This is a genomic window from Halorubrum sp. Ea8 (assembly GCF_002252925.1).
Lineage (GTDB): Archaea > Halobacteriota > Halobacteria > Halobacteriales > Haloferacaceae > Halorubrum.
The window spans coordinates 17,254-35,604 of sequence record NZ_NHPF01000063.1; the positions used below are offsets into that span (position 1 = coordinate 17,254).

An 18,351-nucleotide genomic window follows, 5' to 3' on the forward strand; every position below is an offset into this window, starting at 1 on the left:
GATCAAAGTCGCCGAGGACGCCCCGGTAGCCGGACATACGCTCGCGGAGATCAGCCTCCCGAGAGGGAGCCTTGTCATCTCGGATCGGAACCGAACACGGATAGCACGTGCGGATATGGAACTCGAACGCGGCGAGTATTACATCGCCGGCGCCGAGTCCGGAACGGTAGACCGCGAGGCCGGACGGGCCACGGTGGACGGCCTCTACGCGGCCGGATGGATGACGAACGAGACGGTCCACCAGGCGGTCGTGAGCGCGGGCCACGACGCGCGCGCGCCGCCGTCTCGCTGATCCGGGACGACGTCGCCGCGCGTTATTGGCCCGCCGTCGCCGACCACTACGTCGACTGGGTCGTTCGCGAGGGGCGATACGCGGGCGACGCTCGCTGTCGGGAGGTTCGACGTGCGTTCCACGAGACGGCTCGGCCCCACAGCCTCGCCGACGTCGACGACGCCGACGCCGAGTCGCTGCTGGAGACGGTCCGCTCGGAGTTCACCGAGTCGGTCGCGGTGGCGCTCGCGCCGACGACCGACGCCTCCTCCACCCCCTAGCTGAAGCGGACGATCGTCGGCGAGACGACCGCGCGTCGGAACGAAGTCATCGCGGTCGCGGAGGCGCTCGCCCGCGAGGCGGAGCACCTGTCCGAGGCCGCCGACGTCGTCGACGAGGTCACCGGGCGCGTCGTCGCCCTCGACGAGACGCCGCTGACGGCGCTCGGTTTCGACGCGCTCGGGCGTGGATGTACGCCGCGCTCTTCGCCCCGGAGGACGATCGTGGCGCCGACGGACCCGACAAACGCCCGTCGAACGAGGTCGGCGGCGAGATCCGAGGGGGCGAACGATGACCGGCGCCCCGCGGTACCTGTCGACCGTGTACATCCGCGGACACCGGGACGAGGCGCCGATCCAGACGAGCGCTGTGGACGAGGCGCCGGACCGGCCGCCGAGCGTCTCGCCGACAAAGCGCGCTCGACCGGCCGTTCCGACCGGTTCCGGCCGCCGGCTTCCCGTTTCGGCGAAGTGTTAGGCGAGCCTAAGATCCGAAACCGATTTAATCCTTTAGGGTGGCCTAAATCGTATGGAACCAGACGCGGACCGATCCCCCGCGACGCGACGCGACGCGATCAGGTACTGCGGCGGCGTCGCCGGCGCGGGACTGCTCGCCGGGTGCGCCGGGACCGATCCGGCGCCGGACGGTGCCGAGGGAGACGACGGCTCGGCGAGCGGCGGTTCGAACGGGAGCGGTTCGGCCGACGGCGACGGTGCCGGCGGCGAGGACGGCTCGTACACGGCCGAGATGGCGCCGGCCGGCGAGGTCGCGTTCGCCGCGGTTCCGGAGGACGTCATGGTGTACAGCCTGCTGTACGCCGACCTCGCGGTCGCGCTCGGTCACGGCGGCGCGGTGAACTCGCTCGGCTTCGACGCGAACGCGGGCGGGAACACGTTGGACGCCTACTACGCGCGCCTCGACGGCGTCTCCTTCGACGCCGAGGGGCTCACGCAGCTCAACTCCGGCTCGGGCGGCGGCATCTCCGTCGACCGCGAGCTCCTCTACGAGCTCGACAGCGACCTCCACCTCGCGGACCCGTGCCTGTTCGCGTCCTTCGACGGCTGGAGCGCGGCCGACGTGGCCGAGGTCCGCGACAACGTCGCGCCGTGGTTCGGGAACGTCTACAGCCGCCGGCACTCGGACCCCCCGGAGCCGTGTCGCGACGACTACGAGTACTACGCGCTCCCCGAGATCGGCGAGCGCGTCGCCGCCGCCTTCCGCGAGACGGAGCGCTTCGCCGCGCTCGACGCGGTCCGCGAGGACCTGATCGAGACGATCCGGAGCGACCTCCCGCCGGCCGAGGAGCGCCCGACGGTCGCCGCCCTCATCTACATGGACGGGACCTACTACCCCTCCCGGACCGACGGGTCGGGCTTCGCGAACGCGCACGTCCGTCCGTTCGACGTCCCCGACGCCTTCGCCGCGGACGAGGTCACCTACGAGACGGCCTACGACCACGAGCGGCTGCTGGAGGTCGACCCCGACGTCATTCTCCACCAGTACGGGATCGCCTCCTACTACGACGTCGGCGCGGTCCGCGAGGAGCTGGCCGACCACTCGGTCGCCGGCCGGCTCTCCGCGATCGAGAACGACCGCTTCTACCCCTCCGGAACCCCGGTGCAGGGGCCGATCATGAACCTGTTCCAGCTGGAGATGACGGCGAAACAGCTGTTCCCGGGTCGGTTCGGCGAGTGGCCCGGCTACGAGCACGGCGACGACTACCCGGCGATTCCGCCGGCCGAACGGCTGTTCGACCGCGAGGAGGTCGCCGCGATCGTCTCCGGAGGCGCGGAATGAGCGCCGCCGTCGATCGCGACGTCGTCGTGGTCGGCGGCGGTCCGGCGGGCTGCTCGGCGGCGGTGTTCGCGGCGCGGGAGGGGCTCGACGTCGCGGTCTTCGACCGCGGTCGGTCCTCCCTCGCGCGCTGTGCGCACCTGGAGAACTACCCCGGATTCCCCGCCGGCGTCGACGTCGAGACCTTCGCGGAGCTGCTCCGCTCGCACGCGGAGCGGGCGGGGTGTTCGGTCGTCTCGGACCTCGTCGAAGACGTCGAACGCCGAGCCGGAGACGGGGATGACGCCGCCGGCCTCCGCGTCACGCCGCAGGAGGGCGAGCCGGTCACCGCCCGCCGCGTGGTCGCGGCGACGCGGTACGGCGGCGAGTACCTCCGCGGGCTCGACGACGACGAGGCGATGTTCGCGGTCCACGAGCACGGCGACGAGACCCACGAGGGCTTCGACCGCGAGTACGCCGACCGCGACGGGACGACGCCGGTCGACGGGCTCTACGTCGCGTCGCCGTCGGCGGCCGACCGCCAGGTCGTCACGGCGGCCGGCCGGGGCGCCCGCGTCGGGAAGCGGGTCGTCGCCGACGCGCGGATCGACGACGGCTGGTGGCCCGCGGCGGCCGAGGGCGTCGACTGGCTGCGTCGCGAGGCCGCGGTCGACGACGAGTGGACCGACCGCGAGCGGTGGGTCGAGTGGTTCGACGCGGAGCACGCCGACGCCCCCGTCGACCCGGACTCGGACCGGTTCGCCCGCGTCCGCGAGGCCGCGATCGACGCCTCGCTGTCGTCGTACGTCGACGCGGACGAGGCCGAATCGCTGGCGGCCGCCGGGCGGCGCGCGCTCGCGGCACACCTCGACCCGGCCGCGGTCGTCGACGCCCACGGCGCCGACGCCCTGCTCGACGCGATGGACGACGAGGCGATCGCGGCGCACGCGACCGAATTGAACGGCGGGCGGGAGGCGGCCGACGGAGCGAGGGGAGACGGAGCGGCGGCCGACCAGGGGGCGCGATGAGCGGCGAGCGGTCCGCGGTCGGCGGCGGGGCGTCGACGAGCCGGTCGGCCGGGACCGACCGCTTCGGCTGGCTGCTCGACCCGAAACTCGTGAGCGTCGCGGTCGGGAGCCTCGCGGTGGTCGTCGTCGCGGGCCTCGTGCAGGTGAGCTTCGGCGCCTACTCGATGACGGTCGGCGAGGCGTGGCGGGCCGTCCTCGACCCCGCGGTCCTCCTCGACCCGCGGTGGCTGCTCAACTTCCTCGTCGGCGAGGAGCTGATGCGGGCGATCACGGGCTTTCAGGGCGAGCTGCCGGAGCTGTCGCACGGCACGCTGATCGTCTGGAACATCCGCCTACCGCGGGTGATCGTCGGGGCCATCGTCGGGATGAACCTCGGCGTCTCGGGCGCGATCTTCCAGGCGGTCACCAGGAACGAGCTCGCGAGCCCGTTCATCCTCGGCGTCTCCTCCGGCGCCGGGCTGATGATCCTGCTGACGCTGGTCGTGTTCGGAGGGCTCTCTGCGTTCCTCCCGCTGATCGCGGCGCTGGGCGGCGCCGTCGCGTTCCTGATCGTGTACGCCATCGCGTGGAAGAACGGGACGAGCCCCGTCCGGCTCGTGCTCGCGGGCGTGATCGTCGGGACCGTCTTCGGGAGCCTCCAGACGGCGCTGTTCTTCTTCGCCGACGACATCGGCGTCGTCCAGTCGGCGATCCAGTGGACGACCGGCTCGCTGACCGGGACGGACTGGGCGCAGGTGCGGCTGGCGCTCCCGTGGACGGTCGTCGCGGTACTGCTCTCGATCGCCGGATCGCGGCAGCTGAACCTGCTCCTGTTGGGCGAGCAGACCGCGAAGTCGCTCGGGATGTCGATAGAGCGCGTGCGGTTCGCGCTGTCGGGGGTCGCGGTGCTCGCGGCGGCCGCCAGCATCGCGGTGGCCGGCATCGTCAGCTTCGTCGGGCTGATCGTCCCGCACATGGTGCGGAACCTCGTCGGGAGCGATTACAAGCGGCTGATCGTCGGGTGCCTGTTCGTCGGCCCCGCCCTGATGGTCGCCGCCGACGTGGGCGCCCGGCTCGGGATGAGCGTCCTGACGGGCGCGGACGCGCAGATCCCGGTGGGGATCGTCACCGGGCTCGTCGGCGGGCCGTACTTCCTGTACCTGATGCGGAGACGGCAGAACATGGGTGAACTCTGAATGTCCATCGAACGCACGAACGCGACGGATTCGGACGAACCGAGCGGCGCGAACGCGCCGAACCGAACGACCGGCGAGCGCGCGGCGGGCGCCACCGACGCGAGCGACCTCGACGCGAGCGACCTCGACGCCGAGGGGCTCGTGTTGGGGTACCCGACCGCTCCGGAACCGGTCGTCGACGGCGCGTCGATCGCGGCCGAGCCGGGCGCGGTCACCGCCCTCGTCGGTCCGAACGGGTCGGGCAAGAGCACCCTGCTGAAGGGGTTGGCGAACCAGCTCGCGCCCGAGGACGGCTCCGTGCTCCTGGACGGACGCGACGTTCACTCGATGGACACGAAGGCGCTCGCCCGGAAGCTCGGGCTGCTGTCACAGGAGAGCACGTCGCCGGACAGCATCACCGTCGAGGACCTCGTCCATCACGGTCGGTACCCGCACCGCGGCTTCTTCGAGCGGACGACCGAGGCGGACGCTCGCGCGGTCGACCGCGCCATCGAGCTGGCGGGCTGCGGCCACCTCAGGGACCGCGAGGTCGGGAGCCTCAGCGGCGGGCAGAAGCAGCTCGCGTGGATCGCGATGGTCCTCGCGCAGGACACCGACGTGCTCCTCCTCGACGAGCCGACGACGTTCCTCGACTTACACCACCAGATGGAGGTGATGGAGATCATCGAGACGCTGCGCGACGAGAGCGACGTGACGGTCGTCGTCGTGCTCCACGACATCGAGCAGGCCGCGCGGCTCGCCGACCGGATGGTCGCGCTCAAGGACGGCGAGATACGGGCCCGCGGCGCCCCGGGAGAGGTCGTCACCGAGGAGCTGCTCGCTGACGTGTTCCGCGTCGACACCGACGTGGTGCAGACCGAGAACGGCCCCCGCGTCACCCCGTTGCGCGCCAGGCACGAGGGGTCGGAGTAACCCGACGCGTCCGGCCGACGACGACGTGGCAATATATTTTAGTCCGACCTAAAAACCGAAGTGGTTAAACATCTTTAGGCTAGCCTAAAAACATGTCCAGAGACGACGCGGTACACGGGGATCCGACCCGCAGAGCGTTCGCGAAGTACGGCGGTACCGTCGCGCTCGGCGGTCTGCTCGCCGGCTGCACCGGCGGTGGCGACGGGGAGGGCGACGGCGCCGACGACGGCTCGGCCGACGGCAACGGCACCGACGACGGCTCGGCCGACGGCGACGATTCTGACGGGTCCGGCGACACCGCCGAGAGCTACACGGCGTCGATCTCGCCGATGGGCGAGGTGACGTTCGAGTCGCCGCCGGAGACGGTGTTCACGCGGCTCACCCACCACGCGGACATGGCGTTCGCGCTCGGCCGGGGGAACGACGTCACCGCGCTGCACGCGCCCGACTACTACGACGGGCTGTGGAACCAGTTCGTCGAGCGGCTCCCGGGCGTCTCGCTCGACTGGTCCGGGCGCTACTCCTCGTGGAAGCCGGACAAGGAGAAGCTGTACGAGCTCGACAGCGACGTCCACCTCGCGGACCCGGCGTGGATCACCCGACAGGACGCCTGGGACCGCGCGGACGTCGACGAGGTCGCCGAGAACGTCTCGCCGTGGTTCGGCAACTCCCTCAGCGACCGCCACCAGGAGCCGACGGACGAGTGGGCCGACGGCTACCAGTACTACGGCCTGTGGGAGCAGTTCGAGACCGTCGCCGACGCGTTCCGGGAGCGCGAGCGCTACGAGGCGCTCGCGGAGGTCCGCGAGGGGCTTCTGTCGACGATCGAAGAGGGGCTGCCGCCCGAGGAGGAGCGCCCGACCGCGATCATGATCGCCGCCGCCGACATCGAGAGCATCTACGCGTACACGCTGAGCAACCCCGGCTTCCTCACGTCGCACACGCGCCCGCTCGGCCCGCGCGACGCGTTCGAGGGGAGCGTCGAGTCCGGCACGGTCGTCGACTTTGAGACGATGCTCGAGGCCGATCCCGACGTCATCCTCTACCTCGGCGGGATGGAGCCGGGGACGGACATGGCCGGGCGACGGACCGCCTTCGAGGAGGACGCCGTCGGCTCGGAGATCGCGGCGGTCCGGAACGACCGCATCCACCCGCAGGGCGCCCGGTATCAGGGCCCGATACTGAATCTGTTCCAGCTGGAGATGACGGCGAAGCAGCTCTACCCCGACGCGTTCGGCGCGTGGCCGCGGTACGAGGAGGGTCCGTATCCGGCGATCCCCGAGAACGAGCGGCTGTTCGACCGGAAGCGCGTCGCGGACGCGATCAAGGGGGACCTGTAGATGCGCGCCCGCGAGTGGACCGTGGCGGCGACCTACGGCGACCCGACCGACTACGACGTCCCGGCGCTGCCGACGTGGCGGGTCGAACGCGGCGCGTGCGGCGACCTCGCGTTCGCGGCGACCGACCGGGACGAGCCGTTCATCGCCGCCGCCAACCCGGTCCGGGTGCGGCGATGAGCGGGGCGAGGCCGGCCGCTCGACAGCGCATCGCGTCAGACCCGCGGGACCGAAGATCCTACCTCGCCTCGCCCGTGTCGACGGGTATGGAGCCGAATCAGCTACGGGCGGCGGACCGTTCCCGACGGAACCGACGGGTGGTCGACCGATGACCGACGGGTCGACCCCCCCGCGCGACGTGGTCGTCGTCGGCGGCGGCGTCGCCGGGCTCTCGGCGGCCGTGTTCACGGCGCGTCAGGGGCTCGACACGCTCGTCGTCGACGGCGGCGCGTCGATCCTCCGGCGGAACGCCCACCTGGAGAACTTCCCCGGGTTCCCGCTCGGAGTCAACGCCCGCCGACTGCTCGACCTCCTCGGCGAGCAGGCCGAGGCCGCCGGCGCGGACCGACTCGACGCGCGGGTGACGCGGGTCGCCGCGATCGACTCCGGCGACGCCGATTCCGGCGGTGACGGCGCCGTCCCGAGCGACGGCGCCCCGAGCGACGACGCCCGGTTCGCCGTCGCCACCGACGGCGACGACCGGATCCGGACGCGGTACGTCGTCGCGGCCACGAAGAACGAGGTCGGCTACCTCGACGGCGTCGACGGCGTCGGGATCATCGAGCGCGGGAAGGCGTACGTCGACGTCGACGAGCGCGGCCGGACCGGCGTCGACGGGCTGTACGCGGCGGGGCGGCTCGCGGAGAAGCCCCATCAGGCCGCGGTGTGCGCCGGCCACGGCGCCGAGGTCGCGGTCACGCTGTTGGAGGACGACGACGCGCCCTTCTACCACGACTGGGTGACGCCGGAGGGGTACTTCACCGACCGGGGCCGCGAGGTGCCCCCGGGCTGCGAGGAGATCGGCGCCGACGAGCGCCGCGAACGCGAGGCCGCCTCGCTGGACGCGACCCGCGAGCGGTTCGCGGAACCGCATCCCGACCCGCAAGAGACCCACCCGAGCCTGGAGGAGTGACCGGATGCGGAGCGTGACCGCGACGTGATCGGGACGACGCTGGCGGCTATCAGCGACCATATCGAGGCGCTCTCGTCGGAGACCGGCGAGTACTCGCTCGTCTGCGCCCGCTACGGCGACCGACCGGTCCCCGCGGCCGGGCTCCGGTTCGAGAGCCGGGCCGCCGCGCGCGCCGCCGCCCGCGCCACCGAGCAGTACCGCGACGCGCTCCGCCGGTACGACCCGCAGGTCCCGTACTACGACGTGATCGTCCGGCAGGAGTACGCGGGCGACGAGGGCGTCGACCGCGGCGTCTGCGACGGGAGCGCCGACGGCGACGCCGGAAGCGGTCGGTCCGCCGGCGACGCGCACGACGTGCGGCGGTTCTCGGCGACCGAGGCGGCGGACTGGTCGCTCTCCGACCCCGCCGTGGGCCGCGACCCCGGACCGAACCCCGATTCGAGCCGCGACCCCGAACCGAGCCCCGTTCCGAGCCGCGACCTCGTCGGGTTCTGTCACGACGCGGCGGCGGCGGTGTTCGAGGCCCTCTCGGCGGGCGACCACGACGCGGTCGAGTCGGCGGTCATGGACGCCTACTTCGCGTTCGCGGAGGAGCGGTCGGACCCGGACGGCCTCTGTCTCCGGCTCCTCGAAGCGATGGCGTTCGAGCTCCGCCGCGGCCTCGAGCCGACCGAACAGGCCGCGGTGCTGGCCGACGCCGCGTCGCGGCTCCCCGTCGCGCCCGACGCGGACCCGGTCGCGGGGGCGTTCGAGCGCCTCGCCGGAGCGGGGGTCGTCGGGAGCTACGCGGCCGACTCGGGCGGCGACGAGCCGCCGGCCGAGTCGGTGGTCGTCCACGTGTCCGACTACGCGCTGACCCCCCGGGACGGGCGGTTCCCGACGCTTCCGGTCGCTCTCGAACTGTGCCGACACGGCGACCGGTCGCCCCCGCGGGCGGTCCGCGTCGACGCCGTGGAGGGGGGCTGGCGGCTCGGGATCGACACCGCGTCCGGCGACGAGCCGTCGGGGCTGACGAGCGCGCCGATCCGCGAGTAGGTCGGCGTCGGCCTATTCGGCGTCGACCTATTCGGCGTCGGCGGTGCCGCCGGACGCGTCCGCCTCGCCGGCCTCGTCCGCCTCTATCCGCACGAGGTCGGCCTCGACGTCCTCGACGAACGCGCCCTTCCCGCCGACGGTGACGGTGCCGTCGTCGGTCTCCACGACGAGCGAGTGCTGGACCGGGAACTCGTTGTTCGTCGGCTCGACCATCCCCTGTTTCGCCTCGACGACGCGTCCCACGAGCTCGACGGCCTCGTCGCTCTCCGTCCGTCTCCCGCCGACGGTTACGCGCGGCGTCTCGCCGGCGCGGAGCCGCAGGGTCGCCTGTAACACCGTGTGCCGGAAGTTCTCGTACTCCGCCGGGAGCGGCGCCGGCGGCGCGGTCGCGGCCTCGGTCGCGGCCGGCCAGTAGTTCCCGAGGAAGGAGCCGACGATGACGGGCGCGAGCTGTTCCTGCGAGAAGTGGATCGCCTGCCGGTCGGTGTCGGACCGCCGGAGCAGCTCGGGCGGGGCGACGACGCCGGCCGCCGAGTCCACGGTGAGGAGCGTGGGCATCGCCTCGCTCCACGTCCGAACGACGCTGGCGACGCCCTCGAGGTCGACCGCGTCGCCGCCGACGTCCCCGATCGGCGTCCCCTCGGCGTCGGAGACGACGAGGAGCACGAGCACGCCCCGGTCGACCGCGTCCGCGAGCGACTCCCGGACCTCCGGGAGGTGCTTGGCCGTGACCGACAGCGCGACCTCCGACTCCGCCCCGTCGAGCAGCGACCGGATCCGCTTGATGACCGTGACGCGGGACTTGATCACCTCGAACTGCTCGGCCCGCCGCTCCACCCGCGAGAAGCGCTCCTCCAGTCCGGGTCGGATCGCGTCGACGTCCGAGCGGAGCCGGTTTATCACCTCGTCGGGCGGGTTCGCGCGGATCGTCGTCGGCACGACGTGGTCGTTCACCTCTACGAACCCGCGGTCCGCGAGCGACTCGCTCACGCTGTAGACGTAGCGCTTCGACACGCCGGCGGCGTCCGCGATGGTGCTCGCCTTCGCCTCGCCGTGCTCCAAGAGACTCAGATACGTGTCGATCTCCTTGTCCGAGAGCCCGAATCGGCGGAGGAGATCGTTCAGCGTCCGGTCGTCCATACGCAACAGAGGGCGAGGCGACCACTTATAAGGGTCGGACGACGCGACGGACGCGGATACCGCGACCGGGGAGACGGGACCCTATCTGAGGACGGCCACGGCGTCGACGGCGACCTCGGTCCCGACCGCGCGGTCGGCGAACAGGTCGGTCTCGACTCCCTCCGGCACCGCGACCGTCGCCGGCTCGGTCGCGAAGTTGACGACGACGAGGAGGGCGTCGCCGTCCGCCTCGTCGGCGCCCTCGTTATCGCCGACCGCCGTCCGGGCGTACGCGGTCACCCGCTCCGGGTCGCCGTCGACGACGCGCACGTCCGTCGCGGGGCCGCTGAAGTCGACGGCGCCCTCGCGGAGGAGCGGCTCGCGCTCGCGGAGCGCGGCCAGGTCGCGGTGGAAGTCGGTGAGGTCGTTGTCGCCGTCGTGCCAGCGGACGGGGCCGCGGTACGTCTCGTTGCCGCGCTCCTGCCCGGCGTAGATCATCGGCGCGCCGGGGAGCGTGAAGACGGTCGCGGCGGCGGCCTTCAGGGCGTCTCGGCCGTACTCGGCGAGGTAGCGGTCCTCGTCGTGGTTCTCGACGTAGCGCATCTGCGCGCTCGGATCGTCGAAGCCGAGCCACGCGGCGCGGTCGAACGCGTCGCCGACCGCGCTCGCGGGGGCCTCGCCCGCGCCGACGTCGCGGAGGATCCCGTAGAGGGAGGTGTCGTAGTGGAGGTCGAACTCCCCCTCGCCGTAGAAGGGGTCGTGCGGGAGCGTCTCGTCGAGCAGGAGGACGTCGTCGGGGGCGCGGTCGGCGACCTCCTTCCAGAACCCGTGCGGGACCCCCCACGCCACGTCGGCGCGGAAGCCGTCGACGACGGCGGCCCACTCGTCGACTACGTCCAGCAGCCACGCCCGGACGGCCGGACTGTCGAAGTTGAGGTTGGGGATCCGCCGCCAGTTGAAGTAGTACTCCGGCATGTCGCCGGGGGCGAGCTCCGCCCAGTCGGTCCCGGTCACGTCGAAGGCGCCGTCGGCCCGGCGGTAGTGGTCGGCGTACGCGTCGACGCCGGCGGCGTGCATCTGGAACGCGGGGTGGTCGCGGGAGGTGTGGTTGATCACGAGGTCGAAGACCACCCGGATCCCGGCGTCGTGGCAGGTCTCCACGAGCGACTCGAACGCCTCGCGCGAGCCGAGGTCGCTCGCCGTCTCGTAGTAGTCGGTGACGTGGTAGCCGTGCTCGGTCGGCGAGGCGAGCACGGGCGTCAGCCACAGCGCGTCGACGCGCAGGCTCTCCAGATACGGCACCCGGCGCTCGATCTCGCGGAACGTCGTCGGGAGGGTGTCGCCCGCGAACGACCTGACGAACGCCTCGTATATCGTCGGCGCGTCGGCCCACTCCGGGGCGGCGTGAGGGTCGGTGACCGCGACCGGCGCGCCGCCACCGGCGACGCCTTCGGCCGTCGGCCGCTCGTCGACGCCGCCTCCGTCCGCCGTCCGCCTCTCGTCGCCGTTCCCGCGCCCGATGCGCACCGTCTCGGCCGCCCCGTACCGCTCCGCACGCGGGACCGCGTGAACTCGGAGGCCGTCGCCGTCGAGGGCGTCGTCGGGGACCGCTTCGAGCGGGACGGCGAGGGTAGCCCCGTCCGCCAACGACTCGATCCGCGTGACCGTCTCCGGGGCGGCGTCGCGGTCGTCGACGAGGAACTCGACGCCGACGCCGCGGTCCGCGGCGTCGACCTCGCCCCGCACCCCTTCGCCCCCGCCGGCCGCGGGCGGCGCCTCGACGTCGGCCGTCAGGACGACCACCGATTCGGCGTCGCTACGGTCCTCGACCCGCCCGTCGAGCGAGAGTCGGGGGCGTCCGGGTCCCGGGACCTCGACGACGTCGCCGTGCTCGTTTCCGGGGTCGTCGTTGGCGACGAAGCTGAACCGGTGGCGCCCCGGCGGCACCCGGGTCTCGAGGACCCAGTCGTCGCCGTCGCGCTCGGGCCGGTCGCGGGCGAGGAGGCGCTCGTTGTGCGCCCACATCAGCGAGACGCGGTCGACGGCGTCGTCGTCGACCGGGATGTCCGCGGCCGCGACGCGGAGTTCGGTCTCTCGGCGCTCGTCCGGGAATGCGCGCACGCGCTGGCGGTGCGTCCCGTCGGGCGCGTCGAGCGTCAGGACGTAGGTCCCCGGCGCGTCCGGCCGGAGGTGAACGACCGGGGCGTCCGATCGGCTCGTCGCCCCGGAGACGAGGACCGGTGGTGTCCCCTCGGGTTCGTCTTCCGGTCGGTCACCCTCTCCGCGTCCGGTTCCCTCCTCGGACCCGCCGCCCTCCTCGGACCCGTCGCCCACCCCGGATTCGTCGCCCTTGCCGGATCCGCCGCCGCTCCCTATCGGTCCCTCGCCGACGGCGCTGTCGGCGGGCGCGTCGCGGACCGTCCACTCGTACGTACCGTCCGGATCCGGGGACCGAGGCGCCAGCTCGACCGATTCGCCGACGCTCGTCGTCCGCGGAGGCCCGGGCTCGTGCATGCCGGTACCCGGGCGCCTCCCGGCTTGAGGGTTTCCGTTTCTCGAACACATGAATAATAATTACACCAAAACTTCATACGCGGAGGGGGCGTTTACCCGCGTAATGCAACTCCGCGACGCGCTCGACGACTACAAGCGCAACACCGGACACGCCACCCGGTTTCCCGGCGAACGGCGGACCGTCACCGGACGGTTCACCGGCGGCGAGGGGCGGCTGGTCCACGTCGACGAGGACGGGGAGCTCCGCGATTTCGGCTACCCGCTGACGGGACGGACCGGGCTGGTCCGCTCGCGGATCGGTCTCGCGATCGGCGACGAGATCGTCTGGCTCGACGAGACGCCCACCGAACAGCGGTACGTCGGTGACGCGACCCTGATCGAGACCGTCCACGAGGCGGACGCCGCCACCGTGACCCGCCGCGACGTCACGATCGGGGACGCGCACCTCACGCGCGCGACGGTCGACGTCGGCGAGGACGGGCACGCGAACGTCGACCCCGACGCCCTCTCGCTCGTCGTCTACGCCCGGTTCGCTCCCGACGGCCGCGACGACCGCGTCGGCCAGCTCCGGTACGACGACGCGGTCGAGGTGTACCACGCCGACGAGCACGACTTCCTCGCGAGCGACACGGGGTTCCGCGACCTCCGCGGCCAGCTCCCGGCGACGTTCCCGGAGCTCCTCGAAGACGCGCCGACCGACCTCCCCCGCGACCGCGACGGCGACCGCTACGAGGAGGAGCGGCTCTCCGGCGAGGTGATCGCCGAGGCCCCCTTCGAGGGCGGCGTCGCCGCCGTCGCGTCGCTCCTGACCGACCGCGCGGAGACGCCGCGGGAGGCGGCCCGCGCCCGGCTCGACGAGCTGTTCGCCGACCTCGACTCGGCTGACGCCCTCGCCGCGGCCGCGGACGAGACGACGCCCTCCGTCCCCGCGTCGGCGCCGGCCCGCGAGTCGCTCGTCGCCGACCTCCGCGTGCTCTCGCTGCTCTCTGCCGACTCCGGGCTCCGGATCGCCGGTCCCGACTTCGACCCGTTCTACGCGACCTCCGGGGGCTACGGCTACACGTGGTTCCGCGACGACGCGGAGATCTCGACGTTCCTGCTCGGCGCCGACGACCGGCTCGGGCTCGGGCTCGACGACTGGCACGCCCGCTCGGCCGCGATGTACGTCGCCACCCAGCGCCCGGACGGCTCGTGGCCCCACCGCGTCTGGCCGCGGAACGGCTCCCTCGCGCCCGGGTGGGCGAACGCCCGGATCGAGGACGGCCCCGACGTCGACTACCAGGCCGACCAGACCGGCAGCGTGATCGCGTACCTCGCGCAGGCGCGAGAGAGCGGTGTGGCCGTCCCCGACCTCGACGCGACCCTCGTCGCCGCGCTCGCCGGCCTCGACGAGACGCTCGAGGACGACGGTCGACCCGTCGTCTGTCAGAACGCGTGGGAGGACAGCGCCGGGCGGTTCGCCCACACCGCGGCGACGTTCCTGGAGGCGTACAGCGAGTTGGCGCTCCACGGCGACGGGCTCGACGCCGACGCGCTCGGCGCCGACTCGGACGCCGCCGGTACCCCCGACGGCGACGCGGGGGCGTCCGGTGGCGACCTCGACCCCGCCGCCCTCCCCGACGACCTCGCCGGCCACGCCAGGGGGCAGGCGATTCGCGTGTACGAGGCGCTCGACGACCTCTGGGTCCCCGAGCGCGGCTGTTACGCGCTCCGCGAGACGCCCGAGGGGGCGATCGACGACCGGCTCGACTCCTCGACGCTGTCGCTGGCGAGCGCGCACCGATCGTTCGACGGGCTCGGGGGGGCCGACGGGAGCGACGGGGCGGCCGGCGCCGTCGACGAGGAGCGGCTCGACCGGCTCGTCTCGCACGTTGAGACCGTCGTCGACGGGCTCGCGCACGAGAGCGACGAGATCGCCGGACTGATCCGGTACGAGGGCGACGCGTGGCGGCAGGCCGGCCAGCTCTCGGAGAAGGTGTGGACCGTCTCGACGGCGTGGGGCGCGAACGCCTGCGCGGAGCTCGCGGCCCTGCTCGAAGCGCACGAGGACCCGCGGGCCGACCGGATGGCCGAGCGCGCCCGCGATCTCCTCGCGCGCGTCTCGCCCGGCGGCTCGCTGTGCGAGTCGACCAGCTACCTCCCCGAGCAGTTCTTCGACGACGGGACGCCGGACAGCGCGACCCCGCTCGGCTGGCCGCACGCCATCCGACTGGCGACCGTCACGCTGCTCGACGACCGCGACCTGCTGACGACCGACGCCGTCGCGGCCGACGACTGACCGGGGCGGTCGACGGCGCGAACCGATCGGGGGCGGTCGGCGGTGCAAGCCAGGAGCGCCGGCGAGACGACCCGGCCCGAACCGCGTCAGGGCCTCACGTCGCGTCCGCGAGCGCGGCACCGCCGATCTGCTGGACGACGTAGTAGACGATTATCGAGACGGTGACCAGCGGGTCGGCGAACGGCAGCGAGATCGGCAGCGCGATTCCGAGGTTCTGCAGGTTCGCGGTGAAAAACGGGGAGATCGACCGGTCTCGCCCGATGCCGAACGCGCGTCGACAGCACGCCGTGAGCGCCGCACCGACGCCGACGAGGAGGCCGGCGCCGGTCCGGATCCTCTACCGCCACTCGTCGCGCGGCACGCAGTCCGCCTCTCGGACCGTGATCCACCTGGTCGTCCGCTCGTCGGGATCGCGGTCCCGTTCGAAGAACGTCACCTCCCCGTCTCCAGAGCCGTCGTCGGTCCGTCGGCAGACGAGCTCCGGGCGCTCGGCACGGACACGCGTCGATGACGTGGACATACGTCACGATTCGCTCGGCATCGCATAATAACTGTTGATTTCGATCACAACTATTGGAAATCACGACAGTTGTGAATGGTAATTATTCTGTTCCGAGTAAGAACGACGGCCGTTCGGCTACAACCGGACGGGAACGCCGCGCTCGTCGAGGTACTCCTTCGTCTCCTCGATGGAGTAGTCGCCGAAGTGGAAGATGGAGGCCGCGAGCCCCGCGTCGGCGTTCGCCTCGGTGAACACCTCGTACATGTCCTCTGGACCGCCGCAGCCGGAGGAGGCGATGACCGGGGTGGAGACGGCGTCGCAGACGGCCGTCATCAGCGGGATGTCGTAGCCGTCCTTCGTCCCGTCCATGTCGATGGAGTTGACGAACAGCTCGCCGGCGCCGCGCTCCTCGGCCTCTTTCGCCCACGAGACGGCGTCGATCCCGGTGCCCTCGCGGCCGCCCTTCTTCGTGCACTCGAACCACACCGTCTCGCCGTCGTCGTCCTCGTAGAAGTGCTCGCCGGCGTCGTCGCGTCGGCGGCGCGCGTCGACCGAGATGACGATACACTGACTGCCGAACGCCGCGGCGCCCTCCTCGATGAGCTCGGGGCGTTCGAGCGCGCCGGTCGTGATAGACACCTTGTCCGCGCCCGCGCGAAGCGTCTCCTTGATGTCCGCCTTCGTGCGGATCCCGCCGCCGACCGTGAGCGGGATGAAACACTCGTCGGCGACCGCGTTCACCACGTCGAGCATCGTCTCGCGGCCCTCCGCGCTCGCGGTGATGTCGAGGAAGACGAACTCGTCGGCGCCCGCGGCGTTGTACTTCTTCGCCAGTTCGACCGGGTCGCCGGTGTACTTCAGGTTCTCGAAGTTGACGCCCGTGTACACCGCCGCGTCCCCGTCGTCGTCGAGGTCGACGTCGATACAGGGGATGATCCGCTTCGTGAGTCCCATTCGTTACCGGCAGTAGACGACGGTGGAGGTTAAAAGGCGCGGGGACGGCGCGGATCGGCCGTCTGCCGTCCGCCGTCCGCCGCCCCTCCACCCGCCCGTCACTCCTCTCGCTCTCGCCGGTCGTACTTCGCCACGGCGCGGTCGGCGCGCTCCGAGATGCCGTTCGGGTTTCGGGCCGGGCTCCGGTCGCGGCCCCGGGCGACGAGCCCGTCCGAACCCCCGCTGGCGAGGCCGACGAGCACGTCGCGTCCGTTCGCGGCCCACCGGGAGGGCGTCGACTCGCCGCGGACCACGTCGGCGGCCGCGTCGACCGCGTCCGTCGCGGCGTGCGACCCGACCCGCGCCATCACCGTCGGCCGGACGCCGTAGTTTTTCAGGAGCCGGTACGCGAGCGCCCGGTACTTCCATCCCCACTCGTGGGCGCTGCGACCCCCGTCGGCCGCGGTCGGACTCGGCAGCTCCTTGGTCACGCCGAGCGCCTCGCGCCACGCGATCTCGTGGCCCATCCGGGCCAGCCGGTGGGCCGCGTCGCGCGCGCCGCCGGTCCGGAGGTACTCGTCGAAGCCGTCGATGTCCCGGAGCGTCTCCCGCCGGAAGGCGACGTTCCCGCCCGCGAAGTAGGTCACGTCGCGGCCCGCGATCGTCCGGCGCTCGGGCCCCACGGGGGGTTCGTCCGCGGCGTCGTCCCCGCTTCCGTCGCCGGCCTCCTCGTCGGCGCTAACCCGCTCTCCGTCGGCGCTAACCTGCTCTCCGTTGCCGCCGGCCTCTGGCCGTCGGGACGGCTCCGCCGGCGTCACCGGTCCCGTCACCGCGGCGGCGTCGGCGAGGCCGGCTCGGACGGCGCCGGGCCACTCCTCACCGATCCGGTTGTCGAAGTCGACCAGCGCCACCGCGTCGCCGGTCGCGACCTCGATCCCCGCGTTGCGCGCGACGTTGACGGTTCGGTCCGAGATCTCCACGAGCACGTCGACGTCGTCGCGGTCGCGCACCATCCCGGTCGTCCCGTCCGCGGAGGGGCCGTTGGCGACGATCACCTCCGCCTCGGGAGCGTGCGTCGCCAGCGCGTCGAGGCAGGCGCCCAGCCGGTCCCGCCCGTTGAGCGTCGGTACGACGACCGAGAGGTCCATACGGTCAGGTATCGGGACGAGGGATTAAAAAGAACTCCGTGCGAAGTCGACGGTCGACTCGCTCCGCCCGTCGCGCGGCGGCCTCAGACAGTCAGGTAGTAGACCTGCTTGCGCGCGTCCTTGAAGCTGTAGCGGGAGTCGACGAGCCCCTCCTCCTCCAAGCGGTTGAGCGCGTAGCGGACGGTCCGGTCGGGCAGAAGCGACTCCTCGGCAAGCCCGCCCTGCGAGAGCGGCGAGTCGCCCTCCAGTACCTTCGCGACGAGCTTGGCGCTAGGGGGTAGTTCGCGCAGGCGATCGCGGTACTCGCTCTCGGACAGGCGGTCTTGGTCGGCGGTCTCCGCTGGACTGGTACTCATGTTATATCTGAATCCTTTGCCTATTGGTAAAGGTTAGCTACATATTGGGGAATCCGATTGGGATAATATAATGTGTTAATATCACGTCTCAGGCGAGCGATTATCCTGATCGATCGGGATATTTTCCCCGCTTCCCGCCGTACGCGTCTCCGTGATTCCCGAGTCTCACGTCGACATCTTCGAGCGCGAGTCGTACGCCCACCTCGCGACGGTGACTCCCGACGGATTCCCGCACGTCACGCCGGTGTGGGTCGACCACGAGGACCGCGAGTACGTCCTCGTGAACACGGCCCGCGGGCGGCGGAAGGAGCGGAACGTCAGGCGAAACCCGAAGGTCGGAGTCAGCGTGCTCGATCCGGACGACCCGTACCGCTACGTCTCGGTCCGCGGCGAGGCGGAGCTGACCGAGGAGGGAGCGAAAGAACACATCGACGAGCTCGCCCGGCGGTACTTCGACGTCGACGAGTACCCCCACCACGGTGAGGAGTCGGGGCCGCGGGTGATACTCAAGATCTCGGCCGACGCCGTCTCGACGAGCGGATAGCGGCCGATCGGAGCC

The 18,351-nt window shown here is 72.0% G+C and carries 18 protein-coding genes; 12 read left to right on the forward strand and 6 right to left on the reverse strand.

The window, feature by feature from the left end; all coding sequences use genetic code 11:
• Positions 1-115: 115 nt before the first annotated feature.
• From DJ74_RS19925 to DJ74_RS05210, 10 genes are all read left to right on the forward strand, one after another.
• A complete protein-coding gene (locus DJ74_RS19925) occupies positions 116-292 on the forward strand; it encodes a hypothetical protein (RefSeq protein ID WP_254922142.1) in 177 nt (58 codons plus the stop codon).
• Complete coding sequence (locus tag DJ74_RS05170) at positions 217-552, forward strand: hypothetical protein (RefSeq protein WP_094526565.1); 336 nt, start codon at positions 217-219, stop codon at positions 550-552. The genes DJ74_RS19925 and DJ74_RS05170 overlap by 76 nt, the downstream gene beginning before the upstream one ends.
• Positions 553-1,078: 526 nt before the next feature.
• Positions 1,079-2,347 (forward strand): ABC transporter substrate-binding protein, encoded by a 1,269-nt coding sequence (locus tag DJ74_RS05180; RefSeq protein ID WP_094526566.1) that lies wholly within the window; start codon positions 1,079-1,081, stop codon positions 2,345-2,347.
• Positions 2,344-3,351: an FAD-dependent oxidoreductase gene (locus DJ74_RS05185; protein WP_094526567.1), complete on the forward strand. Its 1,008-nt coding sequence runs from the start codon at positions 2,344-2,346 to the stop codon at positions 3,349-3,351. Before DJ74_RS05180 ends, DJ74_RS05185 begins: the two co-directional genes overlap by 4 nt.
• Complete coding sequence (locus tag DJ74_RS05190) at positions 3,348-4,526, forward strand: iron ABC transporter permease (protein WP_094526568.1); 1,179 nt, start codon at positions 3,348-3,350, stop codon at positions 4,524-4,526. The genes DJ74_RS05185 and DJ74_RS05190 overlap by 4 nt, the downstream gene beginning before the upstream one ends.
• A complete protein-coding gene (locus DJ74_RS05195; protein WP_094526569.1) occupies positions 4,527-5,438 on the forward strand; it encodes an ABC transporter ATP-binding protein in 912 nt (303 codons plus the stop codon).
• Between the two features lie 92 nt (positions 5,439-5,530).
• Complete coding sequence (locus DJ74_RS05200; protein WP_094526570.1) at positions 5,531-6,778, forward strand: ABC transporter substrate-binding protein; 1,248 nt, start codon at positions 5,531-5,533, stop codon at positions 6,776-6,778.
• Positions 6,779-6,955, forward strand: coding sequence for a hypothetical protein (locus DJ74_RS19065; RefSeq protein WP_170938255.1), 177 nt, complete (start codon positions 6,779-6,781; stop codon positions 6,953-6,955).
• A gap of 148 nt (positions 6,956-7,103) precedes the next feature.
• On the forward strand, positions 7,104-7,907 hold the full coding sequence (locus DJ74_RS05205; RefSeq protein WP_094523735.1) for an FAD-binding protein: 804 nt from the start codon (positions 7,104-7,106) through the stop codon (positions 7,905-7,907).
• Between the two features lie 24 nt (positions 7,908-7,931).
• Complete coding sequence (locus DJ74_RS05210; RefSeq protein ID WP_094526571.1) at positions 7,932-8,942, forward strand: hypothetical protein; 1,011 nt, start codon at positions 7,932-7,934, stop codon at positions 8,940-8,942.
• Between the two features lie 27 nt (positions 8,943-8,969).
• Here the strand turns inward: DJ74_RS05210 and DJ74_RS05215 are convergent, their stop codons facing one another.
• Both DJ74_RS05215 and DJ74_RS05220 read right to left on the reverse strand, forming a co-directional pair.
• A complete protein-coding gene (locus DJ74_RS05215; RefSeq protein ID WP_094526572.1) occupies positions 8,970-10,082 on the reverse strand; it encodes a TrmB family transcriptional regulator sugar-binding domain-containing protein in 1,113 nt (370 codons plus the stop codon).
• Between the two features lie 81 nt (positions 10,083-10,163).
• Positions 10,164-12,575, reverse strand: coding sequence for an alpha-amylase family glycosyl hydrolase (locus tag DJ74_RS05220; protein WP_094526573.1), 2,412 nt, complete (start codon positions 12,573-12,575; stop codon positions 10,164-10,166).
• A gap of 103 nt (positions 12,576-12,678) precedes the next feature.
• On the opposite strand from DJ74_RS05220, the gene DJ74_RS05225 reads away from it, so the two are divergent.
• Entirely contained in the window at positions 12,679-14,853 is a 2,175-nt protein-coding gene (locus DJ74_RS05225) for a glucan 1,4-alpha-glucosidase (RefSeq protein WP_094526574.1), read from the forward strand.
• Between the two features lie 337 nt (positions 14,854-15,190).
• Here DJ74_RS05225 and DJ74_RS05230 read toward each other — a convergent pair whose 3' ends face one another.
• From DJ74_RS05230 to DJ74_RS05245, 4 genes are all read right to left on the reverse strand, one after another.
• Complete coding sequence (locus DJ74_RS05230) at positions 15,191-15,373, reverse strand: hypothetical protein (RefSeq protein WP_094523745.1); 183 nt, start codon at positions 15,371-15,373, stop codon at positions 15,191-15,193.
• 117 nt (positions 15,374-15,490) lie between these two features.
• Positions 15,491-16,309, reverse strand: a complete 819-nt coding sequence (gene hisF / locus DJ74_RS05235; RefSeq protein WP_094526575.1) for an imidazole glycerol phosphate synthase subunit HisF — start codon at positions 16,307-16,309, stop codon at positions 15,491-15,493.
• Between the two features lie 98 nt (positions 16,310-16,407).
• Positions 16,408-17,436, reverse strand: coding sequence for a glycosyltransferase family 2 protein (locus tag DJ74_RS05240; protein ID WP_094526576.1), 1,029 nt, complete (start codon positions 17,434-17,436; stop codon positions 16,408-16,410).
• An 83-nt stretch (positions 17,437-17,519) separates the two neighbouring features.
• Positions 17,520-17,792 carry a helix-turn-helix domain-containing protein gene (locus DJ74_RS05245; RefSeq protein WP_092921017.1) on the reverse strand — a complete coding sequence of 91 codons (273 nt, stop codon included), beginning with the start codon at positions 17,790-17,792 and terminating at the stop codon, positions 17,520-17,522.
• A 151-nt stretch (positions 17,793-17,943) separates the two neighbouring features.
• Here DJ74_RS05245 and DJ74_RS05250 point away from each other — a divergent pair, with 151 nt between their 5' ends.
• Complete coding sequence (locus DJ74_RS05250; RefSeq protein WP_094526577.1) at positions 17,944-18,336, forward strand: pyridoxamine 5'-phosphate oxidase family protein; 393 nt, start codon at positions 17,944-17,946, stop codon at positions 18,334-18,336.
• Positions 18,337-18,351 lie beyond the last annotated feature (15 nt).